The organism is Kocuria sp. SL71, from assembly GCF_026672465.1.
Lineage (GTDB): Bacteria > Actinomycetota > Actinomycetes > Actinomycetales > Micrococcaceae > Kocuria > Kocuria palustris.
The window spans coordinates 2,783,772-2,808,026 of record NZ_JAPPRE010000001.1; the positions used below are offsets into that span (position 1 = coordinate 2,783,772).

23 protein-coding genes are annotated in these 24,255 nt (G+C 69.0%); 12 read left to right on the forward strand and 11 right to left on the reverse strand.

All coding sequences use genetic code 11. From position 1 onward, the window contains the following. Nucleotides 1–15: 15 nt before the first annotated feature. Nucleotides 16–1,164: a sensor histidine kinase gene (locus OVA15_RS12705; RefSeq protein WP_268145412.1), complete on the reverse strand. Its 1,149-nt coding sequence runs from the start codon at nt 1,162–1,164 to the stop codon at nt 16–18. Continuing rightward, nucleotides 1,161–1,871, reverse strand: coding sequence for a response regulator transcription factor (locus OVA15_RS12710; protein ID WP_040561645.1), 711 nt, complete (start codon nt 1,869–1,871; stop codon nt 1,161–1,163). The genes OVA15_RS12705 and OVA15_RS12710 overlap by 4 nt, the downstream gene beginning before the upstream one ends. 159 nt (nt 1,872–2,030) lie before the next feature. On the opposite strand from OVA15_RS12710, the gene OVA15_RS12715 reads away from it, so the two are divergent. The 5 genes from OVA15_RS12715 to OVA15_RS12735 all read left to right on the forward strand — a co-directional run bounded on the left by OVA15_RS12715 (nt 2,031) and on the right by OVA15_RS12735 (nt 8,162). Beyond that, nucleotides 2,031–3,527, forward strand: a complete 1,497-nt coding sequence (locus OVA15_RS12715) for a multicopper oxidase family protein (protein WP_268145415.1) — start codon at nt 2,031–2,033, stop codon at nt 3,525–3,527. A gap of 5 nt (nt 3,528–3,532) precedes the next feature. Then, nucleotides 3,533–4,390 carry a F510_1955 family glycosylhydrolase gene (locus OVA15_RS12720; protein ID WP_338125492.1) on the forward strand — a complete coding sequence of 286 codons (858 nt, stop codon included), beginning with the start codon at nt 3,533–3,535 and terminating at the stop codon, nt 4,388–4,390. Nucleotides 4,391–4,714: 324 nt separating this feature from the next. Then, complete coding sequence (locus OVA15_RS12725) at nt 4,715–6,853, forward strand: heavy metal translocating P-type ATPase (RefSeq protein ID WP_268145418.1); 2,139 nt, start codon at nt 4,715–4,717, stop codon at nt 6,851–6,853. A gap of 109 nt (nt 6,854–6,962) precedes the next feature. Beyond that, the gene (locus OVA15_RS12730; protein ID WP_053446845.1) at nt 6,963–7,601 is read left to right on the forward strand and encodes a YdhK family protein; all 639 of its coding nucleotides are present in this window, start codon (nt 6,963–6,965) and stop codon (nt 7,599–7,601) included. Between the two features lie 150 nt (nt 7,602–7,751). Further along, nucleotides 7,752–8,162: a four-helix bundle copper-binding protein gene (locus tag OVA15_RS12735; RefSeq protein WP_006214730.1), complete on the forward strand. Its 411-nt coding sequence runs from the start codon at nt 7,752–7,754 to the stop codon at nt 8,160–8,162. Between the two features lie 793 nt (nt 8,163–8,955). Here OVA15_RS12735 and OVA15_RS12740 read toward each other — a convergent pair. Both OVA15_RS12740 and OVA15_RS12745 read right to left on the reverse strand, forming a co-directional pair. Then, nucleotides 8,956–9,609 carry an NAD(P)-dependent oxidoreductase gene (locus OVA15_RS12740; RefSeq protein ID WP_137802966.1) on the reverse strand — a complete coding sequence of 218 codons (654 nt, stop codon included), beginning with the start codon at nt 9,607–9,609 and terminating at the stop codon, nt 8,956–8,958. Between the two features lie 50 nt (nt 9,610–9,659). After that, nucleotides 9,660–10,829, reverse strand: a complete 1,170-nt coding sequence (locus tag OVA15_RS12745; RefSeq protein ID WP_268145423.1) for a multidrug effflux MFS transporter — start codon at nt 10,827–10,829, stop codon at nt 9,660–9,662. Nucleotides 10,830–10,939: 110 nt separating this feature from the next. Between OVA15_RS12745 and OVA15_RS12750 the strand changes: the two genes are divergently transcribed. From OVA15_RS12750 to OVA15_RS12760, 3 genes are all read left to right on the forward strand, one after another. Further along, complete coding sequence (locus OVA15_RS12750; RefSeq protein WP_137802968.1) at nt 10,940–11,413, forward strand: MarR family winged helix-turn-helix transcriptional regulator; 474 nt, start codon at nt 10,940–10,942, stop codon at nt 11,411–11,413. 195 nt (nt 11,414–11,608) lie between these two features. Then, nucleotides 11,609–12,484 carry a helix-turn-helix transcriptional regulator gene (locus tag OVA15_RS12755; protein ID WP_326493311.1) on the forward strand — a complete coding sequence of 292 codons (876 nt, stop codon included), beginning with the start codon at nt 11,609–11,611 and terminating at the stop codon, nt 12,482–12,484. Between the two features lie 732 nt (nt 12,485–13,216). Next, entirely contained in the window at nt 13,217–14,692 is a 1,476-nt protein-coding gene (locus OVA15_RS12760) for a YfcC family protein (RefSeq protein WP_268145427.1), read from the forward strand. An 87-nt stretch (nt 14,693–14,779) separates the two neighbouring features. On the opposite strand, the gene OVA15_RS12765 is transcribed toward OVA15_RS12760, so the two are convergent. The 4 genes from OVA15_RS12765 to OVA15_RS12780 all read right to left on the reverse strand — a co-directional run bounded on the left by OVA15_RS12765 (nt 14,780) and on the right by OVA15_RS12780 (nt 17,172). Continuing rightward, nucleotides 14,780–15,103 (reverse strand): DMT family transporter, encoded by a 324-nt coding sequence (locus tag OVA15_RS12765; protein WP_029643401.1) that lies wholly within the window; start codon nt 15,101–15,103, stop codon nt 14,780–14,782. 2 nt (nt 15,104–15,105) lie between these two features. After that, complete coding sequence (locus OVA15_RS12770; protein ID WP_268145429.1) at nt 15,106–15,501, reverse strand: DMT family transporter; 396 nt, start codon at nt 15,499–15,501, stop codon at nt 15,106–15,108. Then, nucleotides 15,498–16,007, reverse strand: coding sequence for a TetR/AcrR family transcriptional regulator (locus tag OVA15_RS12775; protein ID WP_268145431.1), 510 nt, complete (start codon nt 16,005–16,007; stop codon nt 15,498–15,500). Before OVA15_RS12775 ends, OVA15_RS12770 begins: the two co-directional genes overlap by 4 nt. Before the next feature lie 121 nt (nt 16,008–16,128). Beyond that, a complete protein-coding gene (locus OVA15_RS12780) occupies nt 16,129–17,172 on the reverse strand; it encodes a YeiH family protein (RefSeq protein ID WP_268145433.1) in 1,044 nt (347 codons plus the stop codon). 92 nt (nt 17,173–17,264) lie between these two features. Here OVA15_RS12780 and OVA15_RS12785 point away from each other — a divergent pair, with 92 nt between their 5' ends. Continuing rightward, on the forward strand, nt 17,265–18,170 hold the full coding sequence (locus OVA15_RS12785) for a LysR family transcriptional regulator (RefSeq protein ID WP_006214722.1): 906 nt from the start codon (nt 17,265–17,267) through the stop codon (nt 18,168–18,170). Nucleotides 18,171–18,404: 234 nt separating this feature from the next. After that, nucleotides 18,405–19,658 (forward strand): MFS transporter, encoded by a 1,254-nt coding sequence (locus OVA15_RS12790; RefSeq protein ID WP_268145435.1) that lies wholly within the window; start codon nt 18,405–18,407, stop codon nt 19,656–19,658. 58 nt (nt 19,659–19,716) lie between these two features. Here the strand turns inward: OVA15_RS12790 and OVA15_RS12795 are convergent, their stop codons facing one another. From OVA15_RS12795 to OVA15_RS12805, 3 genes are all read right to left on the reverse strand, one after another. After that, nucleotides 19,717–20,940 carry an amidohydrolase gene (locus OVA15_RS12795; protein ID WP_268145437.1) on the reverse strand — a complete coding sequence of 408 codons (1,224 nt, stop codon included), beginning with the start codon at nt 20,938–20,940 and terminating at the stop codon, nt 19,717–19,719. Nucleotides 20,941–20,971: 31 nt separating this feature from the next. Continuing rightward, nucleotides 20,972–21,715 carry a hypothetical protein gene (locus OVA15_RS12800; RefSeq protein ID WP_204782707.1) on the reverse strand — a complete coding sequence of 248 codons (744 nt, stop codon included), beginning with the start codon at nt 21,713–21,715 and terminating at the stop codon, nt 20,972–20,974. An 89-nt stretch (nt 21,716–21,804) separates the two neighbouring features. Further along, entirely contained in the window at nt 21,805–22,563 is a 759-nt protein-coding gene (locus OVA15_RS12805) for a DUF5058 family protein (RefSeq protein ID WP_268145439.1), read from the reverse strand. Nucleotides 22,564–22,703: 140 nt separating this feature from the next. Between OVA15_RS12805 and OVA15_RS12810 the strand changes: the two genes are divergently transcribed. Together OVA15_RS12810 and OVA15_RS12815 are read left to right on the forward strand one after the other, a co-directional pair. Beyond that, on the forward strand, nt 22,704–23,723 hold the full coding sequence (locus OVA15_RS12810) for an Lrp/AsnC family transcriptional regulator (protein ID WP_268145441.1): 1,020 nt from the start codon (nt 22,704–22,706) through the stop codon (nt 23,721–23,723). Between the two features lie 102 nt (nt 23,724–23,825). Then, nucleotides 23,826–24,251 carry a VOC family protein gene (locus tag OVA15_RS12815; RefSeq protein ID WP_024289174.1) on the forward strand — a complete coding sequence of 142 codons (426 nt, stop codon included), beginning with the start codon at nt 23,826–23,828 and terminating at the stop codon, nt 24,249–24,251. The last annotated feature ends 4 nt before the right edge of the window (nt 24,252–24,255 follow it).

Sequence of the window (24,255 nt, forward strand, 5' to 3'; positions counted from 1 at the left end):
GAAACCCAGGACGCTTCAGTTTCGTGCGCTCACCGTAGCCGGGGATGACCCAGTCCGCTGGTGGGCGGGTAGCTCCACCGTGAAGACCGCGCCCTGCCCGCGACCAGGGGAGGTGGCTGTGAGACGTCCGCCGTGGGCTTCGGCCAGGGCCTTGGAAATGGTCAGGCCGATCCCGGAGCCACCATGGTCGCGGTCGCGGGCGGTGTCACCGCGGTAGAAACGTTCAAAAAGGTGAGGTATCTGCTCCAGGCTGATGCCGTCGCCGGTATCGGCGACACGGATGGCCACCCGCCCTGGGCCCTGCCGGTTGGCGCTGAGCGTGACCTGTCCGCCGGCTGGGGTGTGGCGCAGGGCGTTGGAGAGCAGGTTGCCCAGCACCTGGCCCATGCGTTGCCGGTCGGCCTCGATGTCCCCGGCGGTCTCGTCGACGTAGATGTTCAGGGCCACACCTTCGGCGGCGTAGGCCTCCCGGTAGGCCTCGGCGGCCGCGCGCACCAGCTCGGCCACAGGTTGTTCGGTGCGGTCCAGGATGATGCGGCCTTCCTCCGCGCGGGAGACGTCGTTGATGTCTTCCACCAGACGGGTGAGGCGGGCGAGCTGTTCACCCATGAGCTCGCTGGTGGTCTCGTCCCAGTGGGCGACCTCGTCCTGGAGCGCCTCCAGGTAGACCGTGAGCACGGAGATGGGGGTGCGCATCTCGTGGGCCAGGTCGGAGAGCATTCGTCGGCGGGTGTCTTCGGTGCGCTCCAGCTGGGCGGCCATGGTGTTGAACGCCCCGGCGAGGGCGTCCACCTCAGCGCCGGCGCCCATGGCGGGGACCCGGGTGTCGTAGCGGCTGCGAGCCATGGCCTGGGCCGCGTGGGTGAGTGCGTCGATCGGGCGCTGGAGGCGGCGGGTGAACACCAAGGTGACGCCCAGGGCGCATACCAGGGCAGTGGCCAGGGCCATCCCCAGGGTCCAGAGGTTGGTGTCGCGGTAGGCCTGTTCCACATGCATCAGCTGGGTGGCGTCGTGCCCGGCCCCAGCGCGCAGCAGGTGCTCGTGAAAGATCGCCGGGCCCACTATGGAGGCGGCGAGGACCGCGGCGAGGATGCTGGCGATCACCACGATGGTTTGCGCCAGGAAGAACCGGGAGGCCAAGCCTCGTGGGCGGTGCCTGCTCATCGGCTTGCCATGCGGTAACCGACCCCTCGGACCGTGCTGATGCAGTCAAGATCGGGGTGTGCCTCAATGAGTTTGCGGCGCAGATGCCCGATGTGCACGTCCACGATCCGCTCGTCGCCCACCCAGGACGGATCCCACACGATGTCGATGAGCTGACGGCGGGAGTAGGCCCGTCCGGGGCCGGCCGAGAGTGTGGCCAAAAGATCGAACTCGGTGCGCGTCAGTGCGACCGCGGCCCCGCTCACCCGGGCCTCGTGGGCAGCGAGGTCGATGACCAGGTCCCCGAAGACCCATGGGGCCTCTCGAACGGTGACGGTGCGCGGGCGTCGCAGCACGGCCTGGACCCGTGCGACGAGTTCGCGCACGCTGAAGGGCTTGGTGATGTAGTCATCGGCGCCCACCTCCAGTCCGGTCAGCTTGTCGTCCTCGTCCCCACGGGCGGTGAGTATGAGCACATAGCACTCGGAGAAAGACCGAAGGGCACGGCACACCTCGATCCCGTCCAGACCTGGCAGCCCCAGATCCAGGACCACCACATCCGGGTGCTGGTTTCGGGCTGCTTCAAGGGCCGCGGGGCCGGTGTGGGCCTGGTCCACGGTGTAGCCGGCGCGGGAGAGATACGTCGCGATCATCTGCGCTAGGGCCTTCTCGTCGTCGACCACGAGCACCCGTCCCGGATGGGACGGGGAATCGATGCCTGGGTTCATGCCTCCAGTGTCGTCCCCACGCTGCGACTGGGTGACCGCGAGAGCGCAGGTCATCTGTGATCTTCGCTGAATCTTCACAATAATCCCGGTCTCTTCGCCCGTGCGCGGATCCAGAATGGTTGTCGTCGTTCGTGCCCTGCTGTGCCTCGGAAAGGAATCATGAATCAGGTTTCCCGCAGACGGATGTTGACTGGTGGCTTCGGCCTGCTCGGTGCTGGTGTCCTGGCAGGGGGTGCACCTGCCGCGGGTTCCTCCGCGGCACCGTCACTTCCCGGCCGGGCTCTGGTGGAGAAGACGCTTGTCGCGCAGCCGGCGACCCTGGACTTGGGAGGCTTGCAGGTCGATACGTGGGCCTACGGTGACACGGTCCCTGGACCGCTGATCCGGGCCACGGCCGGGGACCGGTTACGGATCACCGTCGACAACCAGTTGCCGGCCGAGACCACCGTGCATTGGCATGGCATCGCCCTGGAAGCCGCTGCCGACGGGGTGCCAGGGCTGACCCAGGACCCGATCGCCACCGGGAGCACCTACACCTACGATTTCACCGCACCGGATCCGGGGACCTATTTCTACCACCCCCACGTCGGGCTCCAGCTGGACCGGGCTCTGTACGCCCCGCTGATCATCGATGACCCGAAAGAACCAGGGTGCTACGACCACGAATGGGTGCTCGTGCTCGATGACTGGCTCGACGGCACGGGACGCACGCCCGAGGACGTGCTCCAGGCGCTCACCTCCTCCAGTGGGAGCGGGGCCGGCCACGGGGGCATGACCGGAATGGACCACGGGGACATAGGCATGAGCTCCCCGGGGGCTATGGGCGGTATGGATCACGCGCCGATGAAGGGCGGTGGAGACTCGCCCTACGGAGAGGACGCCGGGGACGTGACCTACCCGCATTACCTGGTCAACGGCAAGGTGCCGGAGGACCCGGATGTGCTGGCCGCCAAACCGGGGGATCGGGTGCGGTTGCGGATCATCAATGCCGCCGCCGACACCATCTTCACCGTCGCTCTCGGCGGGCACCGCATGGAGGTGACCCACACCGATGGGTTCCCCGTGAAGCCGCAGGAGACGGACGCGCTGGCCATCGGCATGGGCGAACGTTACGACGCGATCGTCACCATAGCTGACGGGGTCTTCCCGTTCGTGGCCGCCCCCATGGGCAAGGACGGCCAGGCCATGGCGTTGATCCGCACCGGCTCCGGCGCCGCACCGGCCCCGACGGTGACGCCGAAGGAACTGCGTTGCCCGGCCTTGATCGGCGCCGAACTGGAGCCGGCCGACAGCGCCCGGTTGGAGACCCGGGACGTCGAAGTGGCCCTGCCTATGGCGCTGACCGGACAGATGGACCCTTACCAGTGGGGGTTCAACGGCGCTCCATACGGCAAGAATGACCCGCTGATGATCCGAGAAGGCCAACGCGTCCAGCTGGACGCGGCCAACCAGACCATGATGGCCCACCCGCTGCACGTCCACGGCCACACCTTCGCCCTGCCCAACGGATTACGCAAAGACACGGTCATGCTCGCCCCGATGCAATCCCTGGCCCTGCAACTGCAAGCCGACAATCCCGGGGATTGGATGGTCCACTGCCACAACCTGTACCACGGCGAGGCCGGAATGATGATCGAGATGAGATACCGCCGATGACGCTCATGCCCCGACGGGCTCTCCTCGGTTTGGGCCTGGTCACAGGGACCGGGCTGGCGGTCGCAGCTTGCTCCCCGCAGCCGGGTACCTCCACATCGGCCCCCTCCGGTGAGGGCGCCGGCGAGGCCACGGCGATCACTCATGTCCATGCCATCACGCGCGCTCCGGCCGACGGGGCCGTGCTGCTGGCCACCCACGAGGGCCTCTACCGTCTCGAGGACGGGGACCTGACCAGAGCCGGGCCCATCGTGGATCTGATGGGCTTCACCATCGCCGCCGACGGCCGCTACCTGGCCTCAGGCCACCCCGGCCTGGGCGTGGACCTACCCGAGCCATTGGGGCTGGCCGAGTCCGCCGACGGCGGGCAGAGCTGGAGTGTGCTCTCTCGCGGCGGGGAATCGGATTTCCACGCCCTGGCTGCCGGCCCCGCCGGGATCATCGCCTTCGATGGGCAACTTCGGTTCAGCCCCGACGGGCGCACCTGGCAGATGCGCGCCATTCCCTCGGCCCCGGTTTCTTTGGCCGTGTCCCCGAAATCGGGAGCGGTGCTGGCTGCCACAGAAAACGGCGTGCTGCGCTCCACTGACGACGGCGCCAGCTGGTCCCCCCTGAACACCCCCCAGCTGGCCTCACTGGTGGCCTGGGCCGACGACCGCACCATCGCCGCCACAGGGATTGACGGGCGCCTGCTGACCAGCACCGATGCCGGTGCTAACTGGACCTCCAGTGAAGAACCCCTCGGGGAGATCACCGCCCTGGGGGCCAGCCGCACCGATGACGGTGACGTAGAAGCGCTGCTGATGGCAAAAAACCAGGTGCTGCGCACGGTCGACGGGGGAGCGACAACACAGCAGCTGCTGTGACAGCTGGGCTGTGAGCTGACCAGGGCCGAGAATGCCCACCGGGCGGGACTTACCGCAACAAGACAACTTCAGGGAGACGACCATGAGCGAGGCCTCTAAGCGCCAGGAGATGGTCCCGGCGATGAGCGCCGAAGGCGCGGCTCTGTCGCGGAAGCGGCTGAGCGGCATCGGCGCAGCTCGGGGGCTGGCTCTGATCGGGTTGACCGCTATCCACTACCTGCCCGCCCTGGTGGCCGGGGTGGGCTTAGGAAGCATCACAACTTCCCGGAAACCCCTCGCCAAATATACCCCCGGGGGGGTACTGTCGAGAATGAGGAGGCAACTATGACGGATTCGCACGCCCACCACCATGGTGGAGCCTCGCCCTTACGCGAGGCCCCCACCCCCGATCACCCCCACGATTCCCAGGACGAGCACTCGGGTGACGGCGGCCACGAGGGAAACGGTGACCATGGAGGCCATGGTGGACATGACCACGTCGCCATGTTCCGCCGCTTGTTCTGGATCTCCCTGGTCATCTCGATCCCCACGATCTTTCTCAGCGGCAGCTTCGCGCACCTGCTGGGCTACCAGTTGCCGGACAACGCACTGATCACCTGGGTCCCCGTGATCCTCGGCACCGTGCTCTACGTCTGGGGCGGCCGCCCGTTCCTGACCGGTGCGGTCGACGAACTCCGGCAGCGCAAACCCGGCATGATGACCCTGATCACCCTGGGCATCTCGGTGGCGTTCTTCGCATCCTGGGGCAGCCACCTCGGGCTGCTGCCACCGGACCTGGAGTTCTGGTGGGAGCTGGCACTGCTGGTCGTGATCATGCTGCTGGGGCACTGGGTCGAGATGGCGTCTCTGGCCCGCACCTCCAACGCGCTCGATGAGCTCGCGGCCCTGCTGCCCGACGAGGCTGAGGTGCTCGACCCTGACGGCTCGACGCGAACGGTCGCGCCCTCGGACCTCGCCGTGGGCGACCGCGTGCTGGTCCGTCCGGGCGGACGCATCCCCGCCGACGGTGAGGTGGTCGAGGGTGCGGCCGACGTGGACGAGTCCATGGTCACCGGCGAGTCGGTGCCCGTCACGCGCGGGCGGGGTGACCGGGTCGTGGCCGGCACCGTGGCCACCGATCGACCGCTGACCCTCGAGGTCACCGAGATCGGCGAGAACACGGCCCTGGCCGGTATCCAGCGCCTGGTCCAGGACGCTCAGTCCTCCTCGACCCGCGCCCAGCGCCTGGCCGACAAGGCGGCGAACCTGCTGTTCTGGTTCGCCCTCCTCGCTGCCGCGATCACCGCCGTCGTGTGGGCGATCCTCGGCACACCCAGCATGGCGCTGGTCCGTGTTGTCACCGTCCTGGTCATCGCCTGTCCCCACGCTCTGGGGCTTGCGATCCCGCTGGTCGTCTCGATCTCGACCGGACGGGCCGCCCGCCAGGGCATCCTCGTCTCGGACCGCAAGGCCCTTGAGCTCGTGCGCAGCATCGACACCGTCGTCTTCGACAAGACCGGCACCCTCACCCTCGGCGAGCCCGCTCTGCTGGGCGTGCAGCTGGCACCAAACGCCCCGGCGGGCATGAACGAGGACCGTCTCGTGGCCCTCGCGGCCGCGACCGAAGCGCAGAGCCAGCACCCTCTGGCGCGGGCGATCGTGGCCGCCGCACAAGACCGTAACCTTGCCGTGCCGCAGGCCACCGGCCACGACAGCGCGACCGCGGTCGGCGTCTCGGCCACCGTCGAGGGCACCGACATCCGCGTCGGTGGCCCCGCGCTGCTCAGCCAGGCCGGTGCGGAGCCGCTGTCCACCGACGAATGGGCTCAGGACGGGCGGATCGTTCTGCACGTCCTCGTCGAGGGCCGAGTTGCCGGGGCCCTAGCCTTGGCCGACGAGGTCCGTCCGGCCGCCCGCGAGGCGATCGAGGCCCTGCACCGCCTGGGGATCGAGACGGCGATGCTGACCGGCGATGCCCACAACGTCGCCGAGGCCGTTGGCCGCGAATTGGGCATCGACCGCATCGAGGCTCAGGTCCGTCCCGAGGAGAAGAGCGCCCGGGTCCGCCAGTTGCAGGAACAGGGCAAGAAGGTCGCGATGGTCGGCGATGGTGTGAACGATGCTCCGGCTCTGGCCCAGGCCGATGTCGGGCTCGCGATCGGCGCCGGAACCGACGTCGCGATCGCCTCGGCCGGGATCATCCTCGCCTCCGAGGATCCGCGCGCGGTGGTCTCGGTCGTGCGGCTCTCGCGCGCCTCCTACCGCAAGATGGTGCAGAACCTCTGGTGGGCTGCCGGCTACAACCTGATCTCGGTGCCGCTGGCAGCCGGTGTGCTGGCCCCCATCGGGTTCGTCATGCCCATGGCCATCGGCGCGCTGCTCATGGGCGCCTCTACGGTGGTGGTCGCGCTCAATGCGCAGACGCTGCGCGGCCTCGACCTCACCGCTGAGGGGTCGGTCGAATGGGCAAAGAATCAGACCTGACCCGGGTCGTCAGCGTGGCCATCAATTCTTCGCCAGTCTGTTGTCGCAGGGTTGGCATAGAGACTTTCAGGCCATCCACGCCTGAAGGAACATCAACGAAGGAGACGAGATGAAGAAGTCCATCTGGACTACCAGCATGGCCGCTACCGCAGCGGTGAGCATGCTCGCGCTGACCGCCTGCGGAGGCACCGCGGAGGAGGAAGACGCACAACCCGCACCGTCGCAGACGGCGTCCGAGGCGGCGGCTGCGCCGTCGACATCGTCCGAGTCATCGAATATGGACATGGGCATGGATCATGGTTCCGGGGGTATGGCCGGGCACAATCCCGAGGGCGGGCCCCCGCCCGAGGGCATCGAGGCCGCAGCCGATCCCACCTATCCGATCGACTCGACGGCGGTTCTCACCGCTGACCACATGCCCGGCATGGCGGGGTCAGAGGCGACGATCACCGGTGCCTTCGATACGACGGCCTACTCGGTGAGCTACACGCCCACAGATGGTGGCGAGCCCGTCGTCGACCACAAGTGGGTCGTGCACGAGGAGCTGGAAGATCCGGGTGAGGCGCCTCTTCCGGCGGGTACCGAGGTCGTGCTGGAGGCCGATCACATGCCCGGCATGGAGGGCGCCGAGGCGACGATCGAGAGCTCGACCGAGGAGACCGTGTACATGGTCGACACCACGATCGATGGCATGGAGATGGCCAACCACAAGTGGTTCGTCGAAAGCGAGCTCCAGCCCGCCGAGTAAGCGTGAAAGGGGCGGTGTCCCGGCCCGCGCGTCTTCACGAACTCTTCATGGCTTCGCCCTTCCGCCTCCTGCCGGTCGCTGTCTATGGTCAACGGAGCGGGTTGGTGCCTGCCAGCCCGCTCCGTTCGGATCGACAGAAAGAGCGAGACCATGACTCATCACGTGAGCTCGATGCTGGAGACGTACCCGAAGGATCTCGGCGGCATCGACACCCAGAAACTGGCCGAATGCATCGAGGCCTGCTTCGAGTGCGCGCAGACCTGCACCGCCTGCGCCGACGCCTGCCTGGCCGAGGACATGGTCGCGGAGCTGACCCAGTGCATCCGTCTGAACCTGGACTGCGCCGACCTCTGCGAGACCACCGGGAGGGTGCTCTCCCGCCAGACCGGCAACAACATCGACGTCAACCGCGCCGCGCTCGAAACGTGCCGGACGGCGTGCCGGTCCTGCGCCGAAGAGTGCGAAAAGCACGTGGATATGCATGAGCATTGCCGGGTCTGCGCGGAGGCGTGCCGGCGCTGCGAGATCGCCTGCGCGGATCTGCTGGCCTCTCTGGATTGAGACCGGCCTGCTCAGACCTTTGTTCGCCTTCCAGCAGGCTGAGGCTTGCCGCAGCAAGCTGGGGGCGAACCTCAACCGTGGGGGAGATGCCAACGGCGCCAAGCCACAACCAGGTGAGGATGACTGCGCGGTCTACCAGTGGCGTCCGGACCCAGTAATCCATGGGTCGTGGGTTCGATCCCCACAGGGCCCACCGTAAGGCTCGCGACACCAGAAACCGGGCCGCCATGACTCGGGCCGAAGCCGACGAACTCCGTAGCCTGCCCGTGAACGAAGCCGCCGAACGCATGAAGCCAAGCGCGCCGAGCAGGAGCAAGCGCGGCAGCGAGCCGCAGAGCGGGCACAGCGGCTTCCCGACCCATTCGCGCACGACCCCCACCGCAGCGGGCCGCACCGCGAAGGGCCGACACGCGGCCTATAGACCACGGTAGGTAGGCAGGCAGGCTGCTCACGGCAGTTCCTCGGGTCGGCAAGCACAAGACCAGGAGTGGGGCGGATGACCTACCGCCAGGTAGCGATACGTCCATTCAGAAGAGAAGAGGCAGGCGGAGTAGTAAGTGGCTGAAGATGCTTGGGGCTAAGTGGAGGGCACATATCAGTCCTGAGTCACGTGCTCGGCGCGGCGAGCAGGAGGAGGATTGGAGACCGCAGGGAAGGCAGTGTTCCTGTTTCGAGGCAGTACCGCCTTATTTCTATCGGCGCATCAGGTACGGTGAACTCGGTTCTCGGTTCGCCTCGTTCACCGACGCGGCCTGCGGCCTGGGGTCGGTGGAGAGCGTCCGCTCTTCGGTGGTCAGTAGGCGACGGAGAAGCGTGTGCGGTGGTGGGCGGGCTTCTCGATCTCGTCGGTGATGGCGAGGGCGATGTCGTCGCCGGAGATTTCCGAGACGCCGTTCTCGTCGCGCAGGAGGATGTCATCACCGATGCGGTAGTGGCCGCGGGCGGTGCCGGGGGCGTGCTTGCCGAAGTTCTCGGCGGGGCTGATGAGGAACCAGTCGAGGCGGTCGTCGGTGTTCGCGCGGAGGTCGTCGAGGGCTCCGGCGAGTTCGAGGGATTCGGGCTTGGCGACCTCGGGGAAGCCGGGGGTGTCGACCAGGCGGGGCCCGCCTGGTGCGATCAGGAGCGAGCCGGCCCCGCCCATTACCCCGAAGCGCACGCCTCGTTCCGCGGCGAGCCCGGCCGCCGTGGACAGCAGGGCGCGGAGGCGGCCTTTGCCGGCGAGCCCGCCGTGGGTGGACAGTGCCGAGATCACGACGTCCGTGTGCTCGAATGCTGAGGCCAGGAACGCGGGGTCTTGCACGTCACCGGCCCGGTACTCGACGCCCGGGGTCTGCTTGTCGGGGATGGAACGGCTGTACGAGACGACCTGGTGGCCACGCTTGGCGGCCTCGCGGACGATACGGCTGCCGGCGTACCCGGTGCCGCCGAGGACATGGATGCGAGTCATGGTTTCTTCTCCTTATGGATCGAACGAGATGGATAGAGGGCCGCCGGGGGTCAGGCGGCGGGTTCCCGCCGTGGTCGGGGTGTGGCCAGGAGCAGGCCGAGGAGCGCGATGATCGCGGCGGCGAGCATGGTCACCCCGAGGGGGATGGCGGTGTGCTCGCCGGCGATGCCGACCAGGGCGGCGACGAGGCCGGCGAGGGCGAACTGCACCGCCCCGAGCAGCGCCGACCCTGCGCCGGTCGCGGCCGGGGGCACGGCGGACATGGCCAGGGCGGTCGCGTTGCCGAACACCAGCCCGAGCGGGGCGATCGCGACGAACAGGGGCACCATCAGCCACCCGGCGGGTGCGTCGGTGAGGGTGAGGATCACGATCGCGACGACCGCGGCCAGGCTGATCGTCAGGCCGGTGAGGGTCAACCCGCGCAGCGAGACGGGACCGGCAAGACGGGCCGCGACAGTGGTGGCGATCATCAGGCCGACGGCGTTGATCGCGAACGCGATCCCATAGGCGGCCGCGCTCAGGCCGATCATGTCCTGGTAGACGAACGGTGAGGCGGAGATGTAGGCCATCATGATCGCCATCCCGAACGCATACGCGGCCGTGTTCCCCAGATAGGCCCGCGAGACCAGGCCCCGCCAGCCACCGCGCTGCGCCGTGCCCGCACGGGCTCTGCGGATCTCGCGGGGCAGCGATTCCCGCACGAACACGAGCACGCATGCCAGGGCGATCACGCCCAGGCCGGTGACGATCCCGAGCAGGCCCCGCCATCCGACCGGGCCGACCAGGGCACCGCCGGCGACCGGGGCGACGATCGGGGCGATCCCGCCGATGAGCATCATGATACTCAACGCCCGTGCCGCCTCCGTGCCGCGAGCACGGTCAAGGATGATCGCCCGGCCGATCACCATCCCCGCCGCCCCGCCCAGGCCCTGGACCAGCCGGGCGGCCACGAGCAGCTCGATACTGCCTGCGAGCGTGGCGGTCACGCTCGCGGCGACGAACAGCACCGCCCCGAACACCAGCGGCACCACCCGGCCGGCGCGATCCGACCACGGCCCGAACACCAGCTGCTCGGCCCCAGCGCCGATCAGGAACGCCGTGAGCGACAGCTGCACCCCGGTCGCCGTGGTCGACAGCTCCGTCGTCATCACCGGGAACGCCGGCAGGTACAGGTCGATCCCGAACGAGGCGAGCCCCATCAGCAGCGCCAGCGTCGACAACAGTCCCGCACCGATCGCCTTGCCCGCCGCCCTGTTCCCGTGTCGGTCATCCCCGCCCGGCTCCTTCTAAAACTATAGTTATGAAAACAACGCTATGATAGCATAAGCATATGCGACCAGACGAGAAGCCGGTGAGCGGGCCGGCACCAACCGGTGCGGACCCGTTGGTGCGGCTCGCGGACGCGGTGCTGCATGTCGAGCGGAAGCTGCGCGCCTACCCGTTGCAGGACCCCGCGGTCGCGCCGCTGTCACCGTTGGAGTGCCTGGTGCTGCTGCACATCGACGCCAACCCCGGCGTGGCCCCCTCGGGACTGGCCTCGGGCCTGTCGCTGACATCGAGCAACGCGAGCACGGCGCTGCGCGGACTCATCGCCAAAGGGCAGATCGAGCGCCGCCCCGACCCGGCGGACCGCCGCGCGGCACGCCTGCATCTGACCGAGGAAGCGGCACGGTCGGTGGGGATCGTGCGGGGCATGTACCGCGATCTGCTCGGCTCGCTCGACCTGCCTGCCGAAGATGTCCTGACCACTGTGCGCACTCTCCAGGCCATCGACACCGCCCTGAGCGACCCCGCACGGAGCTGAGTTATGGAGCAAGGCGCAGGCGACTACCGTTGGAGCCTCTGGCACTCTCATTTCGAGGTGAACCCGTGGTCGTATGACCAGTCTTCATCCGCACCGAGAAGCGGGCAGCGGAACGCTGCGGCTAACACAAGGCTTCACTGGCAGTGCTGAAAGCGTCGGCGCTCTTCCAGCCGTTCGCGGTGGATACGAGGCAGTCTGCGGAAGCAGGTCGGCCCGCGCGTCTTCGACTGCGTGGCGTTCCTCGTCGTCCGCGATGGCTCGGTGGTTCTCACCGTCGGGGAGCGTCAACACCCGATCGCTTTTGGTCACGCCGTGCTGATCGCCCCGCGTACTGTCTTCACCTACGAGCCCGAGGGCACCGCCACCCTGACGACGCTCTTGGTCGACGTGGACTACCTGCTCGATCAGCTCTACTGGCAGCATCCCGACGTGTTCGCGGATCGCTACGTCGTGAGACAGTACGCTGGGGCCTTGTTTCCGGATGCCGCTCATGTGCTCCATGTGAACGGTGAGGACGCCAATCGCCTGATCCTCGTGCTCGATGAGATGACGACCCTCTACGAAAGACGCGAGTACCCGGCCTCGTACTTCTGGCTGCAAGCACGCCTCTCGATGCTGTTGGGCACGCTCGCTCCGCACGTACGCGCGGCTCCGGATGCGTTGCCCGTTCCCGTCCATCAGCGACGGCGATCAGTCGAGAGCCCCGCACGATGGCGAGAGTTTCGGCCCGCCCGCAGAGAAGCCCTCTCGGTCGAAGCGCTGCTGCGCGGAAACATAGCGAAGCGGTGGAACCTGGCCCTGCTCTGTGAGCACGTGCACCTATCGGATAAGCAATTGGTGCGCGTCTTCGAGGACGCCTACGGCAGCACCCCGCACAGATACCTCACGATGCTTCGCGTCGCAGAGCTGGCCCGGCTGCTGCGCGAGACCGAAGTACCCGTGACCGTGGCGATAGGTCGCGTCGGGTGGAACAGCCGAGGCCACGCCGCGGAAATTTTCCAACGACACGTCGGCGTCACTCCCGCCCGATACCGACGCTACGGGCCGCCCACGGCCGCCTCGGAACGGTGAATCACGGAGCCCCGGCAGTGCTGAAAAGTGCTAACGAAAGTGCTAAGCAACGTGTATGTCGGGGTACTACGGTGAAGTTATCCACAATCTAGACGCCGTAGATCGTTGATTTTATGCGGCAGAACGCCCCGCCGAGATTCGAGGCGCGAGGGGGTCGAGGTCAGTTCAACTCCCGCGTCGCCGTCGGGTTCATCACCGCGTCTTCGCCCACACCGTGCCCCGGTGCACCCCGAACTGACGAGCCACGGCGTTCACGCTGATGCCCTGTGCGCGGGCTGTTCGCATAGCGTCCACTTCCTCGTCGGTCAGGCGTGTTCGAGGTCGTTTCTTTGGTTCCGCCGACGCGCCGATCAACGGGTCGTCGGCCTCGCCGTCGGACTCTGCATCCGCGCAAACCCCTTGATTCCACGCGGAAACCAGCCTCTCGACCCGAGGTCGCCTGTTCCCACAACGCTCCATTGCTTCCACTCTGTGATGTCTCAGCGCATCTGAAGCACCCCGAACCCTCTTCGGTTCGGGGTGCTTCTCGTCGTGTTCGGAAGGCCGCCCAGGGACTGGAGGCTCGTCGCCGGGAGTCCGGGGCGGCGGGTTGGTGACACGTCGGCGAGGCCGGTTACGGACCGAGTCTTCGTTCTTGGGGTGCCCGCGACGGGGTGCATAGGTTCGAAAGCAGGCGCGCCTCCGCTGCCAGCTGGCGTGCGACGAACCTGCCCGACCCGCGAGGGAGCCCCCATGTCCACGTCCGCATCCTCCGAAGAGCCACCCGTCTCGCGCGACGCGTCCTCCGCCGAGCCGACGCCCCCTGTGGTCGATCCCACCGCCCCGCGGGATCGCTTCCCGCACGTCTACGTCATCCTGATCGTCTTCGCTCTGCTGGCCGCCGTCGCCAGCTGGATCGTCCCGGCAGGGCAGTACGAGCGGATGGCGGGACCGGGCGGCCAGGAGGTCGTGGACCCGGACAGCTTCTCGTTCATCGAGCAGTCGCCGGTCACCGCGCTGCAGCTGCTCACCGCCATCCCGCGGGGTCTGGTGGATGCCGGGGCCATCGTGTTCTTCGTCTTCACGATCGGCGGCATGTTCGAGGTCATCCGCCGCACGGGACTGATCGACGTCGCCCTGGCCGCCGTGGCGCGGATCTTCTCCGGGCGCGGGATCGTGGTGATCCCGGTGCTGATGACGGTCTTCTCACTGATCGCCAGCTTCATCGGCGTGCCCGAGCTCTCGCTGGTCTACATCCCGGCGATCATGCCGCTGATCCTCAGCCTGGGCTACGACCGAGTGGTGGCCGCCGGCATCGCGCTGCTGGGAACGGGCGCGGGCTTCGCCGCAGGCTTCCTCAACCCGATCAACACCGGGCTGGGCCAGCAGATCGCCGGGCTGGAGCCCTTCTCGGGCATCGGGCTGCGCATCGTGCTCTACGTCTTCTATCTGGCCACGGGCATCGCCTACGTGATGTGGTACGCCCGCCGCGTGGCCGCCGACCCCACGCGCTCGGTGCTGCACGGTCATGCGGACACCACCATCCGCGACCGCGATCGCCTGGACCTGGAGTCCACCCCGCGCTTCACCGGGCGCCAGCGCGCGGCGGCCGTCGCCCTGCTCGCGCTGGCCGGGCTGCTGGTGTGGGGGATCATCACCCAGGGCTGGTTCTTCCCCGAGTTCGCGGGCATGTTCATCCTCACCGCGATCGTCGTCGGGCTGGTCGCGGGGCTGAAGACCCGCGAGATGGCCGAGGGGTTCGATCAGGGCATGCGCGATGTTCTCGCCGGCGCGCTCATCGTCGGTGTGGCCCGCGGCGTGGCCATCGTCCTCGAGGACGGGCACATCCTGGACACGATCGTCTTCGGGCTGGGGGAGTCGGTGGGCTTTCTGCCGCCCGTGCTGTTCGTCGTCGGGATGTTCCTGATGCAGGCGGTGTTCAACCTGATCGTCCCGTCCGGCTCCGGGCAGGCGCTCGTGACTCTGCCCGTGCTGGCGCCGCTGTCGGACATCCTGGGCGTCTCGCGCCAGTCGGCGGTGCTGGCGTATCAGACCGGCGACGGCATGACGAACGTGCTGTACCCGACCTCCGGGTACTTCATGGCGGCGCTGGTGGTCGGGCGCATCCCGTGGAACCGGTGGGTGCGCTTCTATGCCCCGCTGCTGGGGGTCTGGGTGCTGATCTCGATCGGCTTCCTGATCTTCGCCCAGGTCACCGGCTGGAGCTGATCCCCATCCCTCTCCCCGCCGAGTGGATACCCAGTTGCGCTGTCGGGCGCAATAGCGCAACTGGGTATCCACTCGGCGGGAGAGAGGTCAGTGCGCGGCGCCGAGTTCGATGAGCAGCACGCCGCCGATGATCAGGGCGATCCCCAGGCTCATGACCCGGGTGAGCGGCTCCTTGAACAGGACGCGGCTGAGGATCGCGGTGAGGGCCACGCCGGCTGCGGCCCACACGCCGTAGGCCACGCCCAGCGGCGTGCCCTCGGCGAGGGTCAGCGAGAGCATGGAGAAGGCCAGGACGTAGCCGAGGCCGATCGCCAGCCACCACAGTCGGGAGCCGCCGGCGGCCATGCGCAGGCAGAGCGTGGCGCTGACCTCGAAGAGGATCGCCAGGACAAGGGATGCGAGCGCGAGCATGGTCACGGGGCCGTCGCCTCCTTCTGCTGATCGTCAGGGGACAGGAGGTCCAGCGGGACCGTCGACGAGGTCTCGTGCGCCTCCTGGGAGCCGAGCTCGACCAGCAGCACGCCGCCCATCACGGCGGCGATGCCGATGCCCATGGGCAGGGTGAGGGGCTCGTCGAAGATCGCGGCGGACAGGACCGCTGTCAGGGCCACGCCGCAGGCGGCCCAGATGCCGTAGCCCACGCCGAGGCTCATGCCCTCGCGCAGGGCTTGGAACAGGCACAGGAAGGCGCTCGCGTAACCGATCACCACCACGGCGTAGAGCGCGGGCGCCTCGAGCGCCGCCTTCAGGGACAGCGTGGCGGTCACCTCCACCAGGATCGCCAGGGTCAGGAAGAGCCATTTCCTCATGAGTCGGCCTCCTTCCCGAGCAGGGACAGGGCGACGTCGAGCACGGCCGCACGCTGGTCGTGATCCTGGGGGAGGATCCCCAGGCAGCGGTCGATCCAGGCGCCGTCGGCGAGGTAGCGCACAGCGGCCGCGCGCGGGTGGCTCAGCGAGCCGAACCAGGCATCCATCCGCTCGCCCCAGCGCACGCAGAGCTTCTCGCGCAGCCGGGGATCGGCGAACAGCGCGAGATCGGCGGTGTCCATCTCGCCGAGCAGCGTGAGCTCCGCGTAGGCGCGCAGCCGCTGCTCGGGACTCGCGCCAGCGCCGGCCCGCTCCGACAGCTCGGCCTCCCAGCGGGCGAGCAGGTGCTCCAGCACCGCGAAGGCCAGCGCCTCCTTGGTGGGGAAGTGGTGCACGACGCCGGGCTTGGTCAGCTTCGCCTCCTGTGCGACGGCGTCGATCGTCAGGGAGCGGCCATCGCGCAGGACGTCGAGAGCGGCGTCGAGGATCTGGGGCTTCGTCGTCATGCTTTAAACCTACCATACGTATGGTAGGGAGCGATCCCGCCTCCCTCGCCCCGCCGAGTGGATAGCTGCTTGCGCTGTTCCGCCTCTGAGCGCAACTGGGTATCCACTCGGCGGGGTGGGGTCAGGGGGTGGCGAGGGCGATCCCCGCTGCGGCGATGCCGGCGACCAGCAAGGTGGACAGAGCCGCCAGTGCGAACGGACGGACGCCCACGGCGGCCAGCGCTCGGAAGCGGACCCCGCAGCCCAGGCCGAACATCGCCGCGGCCAGCAGAAGGGTCTGCAGCAGCTGGGCGCCGGCCAGCACGGACTCCGGGAGGGACAGCAGCGAGCGCAGAAGCACCATGGCCAGGAAGCCGATGACGAACAAGGGCACGACGGGCGGCAGCGCCCCGGGCGATACGTCGGCATCCTCGGCCTTCAGGGCTCGGCGGCGCTGCAGGCTCAGGATCGCGATGACCGGGGCGAGCAGGAGCACGCGGGCGAGCTTGACCACGACGGCCGCGCTCAGGGCCCCGCCGCCGACGATCCCTCCGACGGCCACCACCTGCGCGATCTCGTGGATCGAGGCACCAGCCCACTGCCCGGTCGTCTCCGGCTCCAGCCCCAGGGCGGAGCTGAGCACGGGCACGATGCCGATCATGAGCGTTCCGAACAGCACCACCAGGGCGATCGCGGTGACGGTGTCCTGCTCGCGCTCGCCGTCGGGATCGGTCGCCCCAGCGGCCCCGGCCACCGCGGCGGCGCCGCAGATCGAGAAGCCGCAGGCCACCAGCAGGCTCAGATGCCCCGGCACGCCGAGCACACGCCCCAGGGCCAGCGTTCCGGCGATCCCGCCCACGACGACGGCGAGCACGACGACCAGCAGCGGCGCCCCCAGAGCCAGGATGTCGCCCAGGACCAGCTGCAGGCCCAGCAGCACGATGCCCGCGCGCAGCAGGTGGTGAGAGCTGAAGGCGATGCCCGTGGCGGCCGAAGCGGGGAGCAGACCCAGGTTGGCTGCGCTCATCCCCAGCACGATGGCGCACAGCAGAGCGGGAAGCCCCGGCATCAGTGCTGCGAGTCCGAGCGACAGCCCGGCGGCGGCAAGGCACAGCAGGGTGCCGGGTGCCAGCGAGTGCACGGCGCCGGTGGACGCCGGTGCTGCGGTGGTCTGGTGCGGTGTCATTCCTCCATCGTCGCGACCCCGGGTGATCGGCAGTAGAGGCATCTGCTGGCCGGGTCACAAGCTATCGTTGTGCCTCGAGCCGAGGAGGGTGCATGGCGGAGGAGCCCGATCTGGAATCCCTGCGCGCCCTCACGCTGGCCGCGCAGCACGGAAGCATCTCGGCCGCAGCCGCGCAGCAGGACGTCAGCCAGCAGGCGCTGTCCCTGCGGATCCGCGCCCTGGAGAGGCGGCTGGGCCTCGCACTGCTGGTGCGCTCGCCCAGGGGATCCCATCTCACCCCGTCGGGCGAGCTGCTGGTGGGGTGGGCCGCCCCTCTGCTGGCGGCAGCCGACGAGTTCGCGGCGGCCACTCGGTCCCTGCGCGAATCTCGAGCGGACACCCTGCGCATCGCGGCCAGCCTGACCATCGCCGAGCATCTGCTTCCTCCGTGGGTGGCCCGCTGGCGCGCGCAGCGAGGCCAGGAGGGCCCTCTCGTGCAGCTGCGCGCGGCCAACAGCAGCGCCGTCGTCGAGTCCGTGCGCGAGGGAGCCGCGGACCTCGGGTTCATCGAGACGCCCGATCTGCCGCAGGATCTGGGTCGCGAGCAGATCGGCTCGGACACGGTGGAGGTCGTGGTCGACGCCGCGCATCCGTGGGCACGTCGGCCCGCCGTGGGCGCTGACGAGCTCGCCCGCACACCGCTCGTGCTCCGTGAACCGGGAAGCGGAACGCGCAGGGCGCTCGAGGAGGCGCTGCTGCGGGCGGGTCATCCGCTCACGGCCGAACCTGCCGTGGTCTCGCCGACGACCCTGGGCGTGCGCGGCGCGACGATGGCCGGCACGGCTCCGGGCGCCCTCAGCTCGATCGCCGTGGCGGAGGACCTGCGAGCGGGCCGGCTGGTGCGGGTGCTGGTCGAGGGCCTCGCGATCCCCCGTCCGCTGAGCGCCATCTGGTCGGGGCGGCGTCCGAGCGCGGCAGCCCGTGCCTTCCTGTCGATGCGCACCCTGTCCACCTCCTGATGCTGGAGCGGCACGATCCCGTGCGTCATGGCCTTCGTCGGCACCTGGGATCGTCCGTTCCGATGGGGTGGAGGATCTGCTCGACGGCGGCCGTCGAATTTGCTCGCAGAGCCCTGCTGAGCGGGGGATCGGGGCACGATGGTGCCCTGCGGCACCGCGGACTGTTACCGGGCGATGCAGCGGATGGAGACGGCCGGCGGACCCCGCAGCCGAAGACGGTCAGGAGGACTCGCGATGGCAGCAGCACAGGATCCGGCCGCCGGGCAGACAGCCGAGTCGAGGGCTCAGCGCCGCATCCTGCTGGTGCTCGTGCTGGGGCAGGTCCTCGCCGGGCTCGGCACCGGCGCCACGCTGAGCCTGGGGGCGCTGCTGATCACCGATCTCGCCGGATCGTCGGCGTGGTCGGGGATGGCGGCCACCATGAGCACCCTGGGCGCGGCCCTGTTCGCACTTCCCCTGGCAGGCCTCGCTCAGGCCCGCGGGCGCCGGATCTCCCTGAGCGGGGGAGTCGTCACGGCCGCCTCGGGAGCGGTCGTCGCGGTGACGGCAGCCGCCCTGGGCTCGGTGCTGCTCCTGCTGGTGGGCATCCTGATGCTGGGTGCGGCCCAGGCGGTGAACCTCCAGTCGCGCTTCGCCGCCACGGACCTGGCCGATCCGCGCAGCCGGGGACGGGATCTCTCTCTGGTGGTCTGGTCGACCACGATCGGGGCCGTCACCGGACCCAACCTGCTCAGCCCCGGTGAGGTCGTGGGCGAGGCCGTGGGGATGCCGCCGCTGACCGGAGCGTTCGCGTTCACGGCGACGGCGCAGCTGCTGGCGACAATCGTGTACCTAGTGGGGCTGCGCCCCGATCCACTGCTCGCGGCACGGGACCTCGCCGGATCGGGCCCTCAGTCGCCGCGCGAGAGCCGAGCTGCGGCGGCCCCGGGCAGGCCCTGGAAGGCCATCTTCACGGTGGCGCTGAGCCACGCGGTCATGGTCTCGCTGATGTCCATGACGCCCGTCCACCTGCGGGATCACGGGTCGGCCCTGAGCCTCATCGGCCTGACCTTCAGCCTGCACATCGCCGGGATGTACGCCTTCTCGCCGGTCTTCGGGATCCTGGCGGACCGAATCGGAGCACGCGCCACGGTGCTGCTGGGCCAGGCCCTGCTGGTGGGTGCGATGATCCTGTCGCTGCTCGGCTCGGAGTCCTCAGGCGCGGTGATCGCCAGCCTGATCCTGCTGGGCCTCGGCTGGTCGGCCTCCACGGTGGCAGGCTCCGTGCAGATCAGCCGTGCCGGGACGCCCGAGACGCGCTCGCGGATCCAGGGCACCTCGGACATGGTCATGAATCTGATGGGCGCCCTGGGCGGGGCGAGCGCTGGGGTGATCCTCAGCGGGGTCGGCTTCAGCGGTTTGGCGGGCCTGCTGCTGATGCCCGTGGGGGTCGTCGTGGTGATGCAGCTGATGTCCCCGCGCCCCCGAACAACCCCGCCGAGTGGATAGTCAATTGCGCGGACAGGGCGAACAGCGCAACTGGGAATCCACTCGGTGGGGGCTGGGGTCAGGAGCTCGTGGAGAGCTTCGAGAGGATCGCCGTCATCGCCGCGGCGTACCCGGTGCTCAGCGTGGGCTCCATAACCGGCAGGAACTGCGGCGAGTGGTTGACCGGGACGTCGACGGCGGCCATCTGCTCCTCGGTGAAGCCGCCGAAGAACCAGAACACCGACGGCACCCCGATCGACTCGGCGAGCGTGCCGAAGTCCTCGGAGCCCATGAACGGCTTGCCGGTGATCACCTTGTCCTCGCCCAGGGCCTCCACCATGTGCTCGCGCAGCGCCTCGGTCTCGTCGACGTCGTTGAGGTTGCGCGGGAAGCGGTAGAGCTCCTCGATCTCCGGCTCGGGCGCCCCGGAGACCGCGGCCTCCGCCGAGATGATCCGACGCACCGCGGCCAGCACGGGCTCGCGGACCTTTTCGTCGAGGGAGCGGATGTTCAGCGTGAACTCCGCCGTGGCCGGGATGATGTTCTCCTTCAGCCCGGCGTGGAAGGTGCCCACCGTGACGACGGCCGACTGCAGGGCGGAGATCTCGCGCGAGACCACCGTCTGCAGGCGGGTCACGATGTGCGCGCCCAGCACGATCGGATCCACCGAGTTCTCCGGCTGCGAGCCGTGGGACTGGCGTCCGTGCAGCGTCACCCGCCAGGAATCGGCGTAGCTCATCACGGGCCCGGCCGTCAGGCGCACCGTGCCCGAGATCCCCGGCATCACGTGCTGGCCGTAGATCACCTCGGGCTTGGGGGCGCGGTCCCACAGGCCGTCGTCGACCATGGCCCGCGACCCGTCGGCGGTCTCCTCCCCGGGCTGGAAGATCAGCACGACGGTCCCGCTCCACTGCTCGCGCATGCGCACGAGCGCCCGCGCCGCGGTCAGCAGCGCGGTGATGTGGGTGTCGTGGCCGCAGCCGTGCATCACCGGGACCTCGGTGCCGTCCTCGAGGGCTCCGGTGTCCGTGGAGGCGTACTCGGCGCCGGTGTCCTCCTGGATGGGCAGGCCGTCGGTGTCGGCGCGGAAGCCGATCACGGGGCCGTCGCCATTGCGCAGGATGCCGACCACGCCGGTCCCGCCGCAGCGGAAGCTCTCGATCTCGAGCTCGGACAGGGCCGCCTCGATCAGCTCCGCCGTGCGGTGCTCCTGCATGGACAGCTCGGGATGGGCGTGCAGGTGGCGGTAGAGATCGTGCATCTCGGTGCGCTGGTCGTCGCTCAGGGTCCAGGTGCTGGTCATGTCATGTCCTCTCGGTGCTGTGCGGAAGGTCTCAGGACTGCTCGTCGTCCACGATGATCGCGGAGCCCGGGCGCACGCGCAGGAACCATCCGATGATGATCGTGGCGATCACGGAGATCGCGGTGCCGGCCAGGGCCAGCGCCGGGACGAGCGGGATGACGACGAACTGCACCACGAGCACGACCGCGAAGGCGATGAGGGTGGGGCGCAGCTGGCGCATGGAGTAGATGGACTGGACGATGACCGCCCCGATCACGGCCGGAAAGACGTAGAGGCGGATCACGCCGATGACCTCGACCGGGATGATGCTGATCAGCCACGTGCCCAGGATGCCCACGAACACCAGCAGCGAGGCCAGGTGCACGGCGGCGGCGCCGCAGATCGCCATGAGGGCCGACAGGCTGCCGCGGTGGGTTCCCGGCTTGGCGCCGATGCGCGACTGCGCCATGAGCGCGGCCGGCAGAAGCTTGTTGGAGATGTTGCCGATCATGAACGCCTGGTACATGGAGGCCGAGCCCAGGATCGGGAAGTAGGTCAGCGGCTCGATGATCCAGATGATGAAGAACGTGGCGGCCACGGCCAGGAAGGCGGTGGACAGCTGCGTGACGGTCACGCCGAGGTCGGCGAAGAAGACCAGGTAGAACGGGCCGGCCAGGGACAGGATCAGGCCGCAGATCATGGTGATCCGGCCCCAGCGGGACGTGGTGCGATCGAACTCCGCCATGCCGGCGGCGGACTGCTCAGGGGTCAGGGTGCTCTGTGCTGAGACCGACATGGTGGTCTCCTCTCGTGCAGGTCCGGAGGGGCGTCGGGCAGATCGCCGAGCGCTCCGGAAGGTCAGATGGTGGAGAGAGCGTGGGGGTCTCAGGCCGCGGGCGGCGGACCCATGCCGGCGGAGACCGCCAGGTAGGCGGCCACGAGGCCCACGATGATCGCGATGCCCAGGCCCCACTCGCGGATCCAGGTCTTCTTCAGCGCCGAGGACAGGGCGAGCATCAGGCCCATGGCGGCGGCGGAGGACAGCAGCGCGATGATGTGCACCGAGGACTTGGGGACCTCGGCCATGCCGAGCGAGATGAAGGCGGCCAGCAGGGCAGCGGCCGGGATCACGGTCATGATGGCGGGATTGACCTTGGTCAGGCGGGCCTCGCCGCGCTTGAGCAGCGGGGTGAAGATCAGCGTGGCGAGCATCCACATGGCACCGCCCATGGACATGGCGAAGAAGACGATCGCGTAGACCTGCTGCGTGTAGTCCGCACCGCCCAGGTGGGCTCCGGCCGAGGTCGCGGCGATGTTCGCCGCTCCGGTCTCAAAGGAGACTGAGCCGATCAGGCCGATGCGCACGAGCGTGGCGGGCGTGCCGAACAGGGCGAGCAGGGCGACGGCCACCATGGCCACGGCCAGCGACGGGCCGATCGCGCCGATGGCGCCGGTGCGGAAGGAGACGGTCAGCTCCTCCTGGGTGATGCCCGCGGCATCGGCGGCCTTGCGCGCGGCCTTCATGTAGATCACCGACTGGACGATGATCACCACGAAGACGCCGAGGGCGCACAGCCACAGCAGTGGGGAGTTGGCGAGGGCGAGGACGTCGGTGGAGCTGTCGTCCTGGGAGATCATGGGCATGAGGGCCTCCGGAGGTGATGCGCTGCCCCGGGGACAGCGGGGATCGGTGCTCGTCGGGAGCAGGATCATTTTGATGTGACTCGTATTACATGACGCTGAATGTGCCGAAACTGATCATCGGATCGTGCAGAATCGGCAGAGTGATCACCTGGGGGGAGATTCTGGACGAGTTCGATCAGCAGCTGATCGAAGCGCTGCAGATCGCACCCCGGCTGAGCTGGGCAGCCCTGGGGGAGGTGCTCGAGCGCAGCCCCGCCGCCCTGGCCTCGCGCTGGGGGCGGCTGGAGCGCGAGGGCCTCGCCTGGATCGGCGGGCACCCGGTGGGGCGCCCCGGCGGCATGACCCTGTCCTTCCACGACGTCGTGTGCGACCCGGCTCAGCGCCCGGCCGCCGTCCAGGCGCTGAAGGAGATCCCCGATGTCTTCAGCATCGAGCGCTGCCATCGCGGTCGGGACATGATGCTGACCGTGATCACGCCGTCGCTGATGTGGCTCACCGAGCACGTGTACCCGCAGCTCGACCAGGTGCCGGGGCTGCAGCGCTACGAGTCGTCGTTCTGCACCCGGCTGCACCACATCGCCGCCGAGTGGCGGCTGGGCGTGCTCGATGCCCACCAGCAGCGACGGCTGCGCGAGGCCGCCGGGCGGCGCAGCCCCTACACGGGCCGCGCGCCCTCCCATTTCGCGGCGATCCTGCGCGAGCTCGCCCGCGACGGCCGGGCCAGCGCCGCTCAGATCGCTGCGGCCACGGGGCTGAATCCGCCCACGGTCCGACGCCAGCTGCGCCAGGTCCTGGACAGCGGAGCCTTGACGATCCGCTGCGAGACCTCGCATCGCGCCGTCGGCTTCCCCGTGGTGTGCGAGTGGTTCTGCAGGCTGCCGGCCGCCGAGCACGAGGACGCAGCAGCCGTGCTGCGGAGCATGAGCTCGCTGCGCCTGTGCACGTCGCTCACCGGGCCGGCGAACTTCAGCTTCATGATGTGGCTGCGCTCGCCGGCGGACATCATGACGGTCGAGCAGCGGATCGCCGCCCGCATCCCGGGCCTCGAGGTGCTGGAGTCCGTGGTCATCACCGAGATCCCCAAGCGGGTCGGGCGGGTCCTGGATGTCGACGGCCGCTCCACGGGGCGGGTCGTGCTGCCGGGGCCTGCCTGGGGCTGAGCTGCGCGCCGCGCGTCGAGCGCCGGGTCGGCAGATGGCATGGCATCCTTCCGGCGAGCGGAGCGACGGCTGTCGTCGGCCCCGTCGTCCAGGAGGACTCCCATGACCGCAGCCCTGCGCCCCTACCTCAACTTCCCCGGCAACGCCCGCGAGGCCTTCGAGTTCTACGGCGAGGTCCTGGGCGGCACGCCCGAGCTCGCGACCTTCGCCGACTTCGGCGCCGTCCTGGCCGACAGCGAGCACGCCGACAAGATCATGCACGGCGCCCTGGAGATCGACGACCTGATCCGCCTCTACGTCTCCGACTTCGTCGAGGGCATGGCCCCGGGCGAGTTCGTGAAGGGCAACGACGTCACCCTGGCGCTGATGGGCGAGGACTCCGATGAGCAGCGCCTCACCGCGATCTTCGACGCCCTCGCCGACGGCGGCACCGTGACCTTCCCGCTGGGCAAGCAGGTCTGGGGCGGGATCTACGGCGCGGTGACCGATCGCTTCGGCATCTCCTGGCAGTTCAACATCGGGGGCTGAGCGC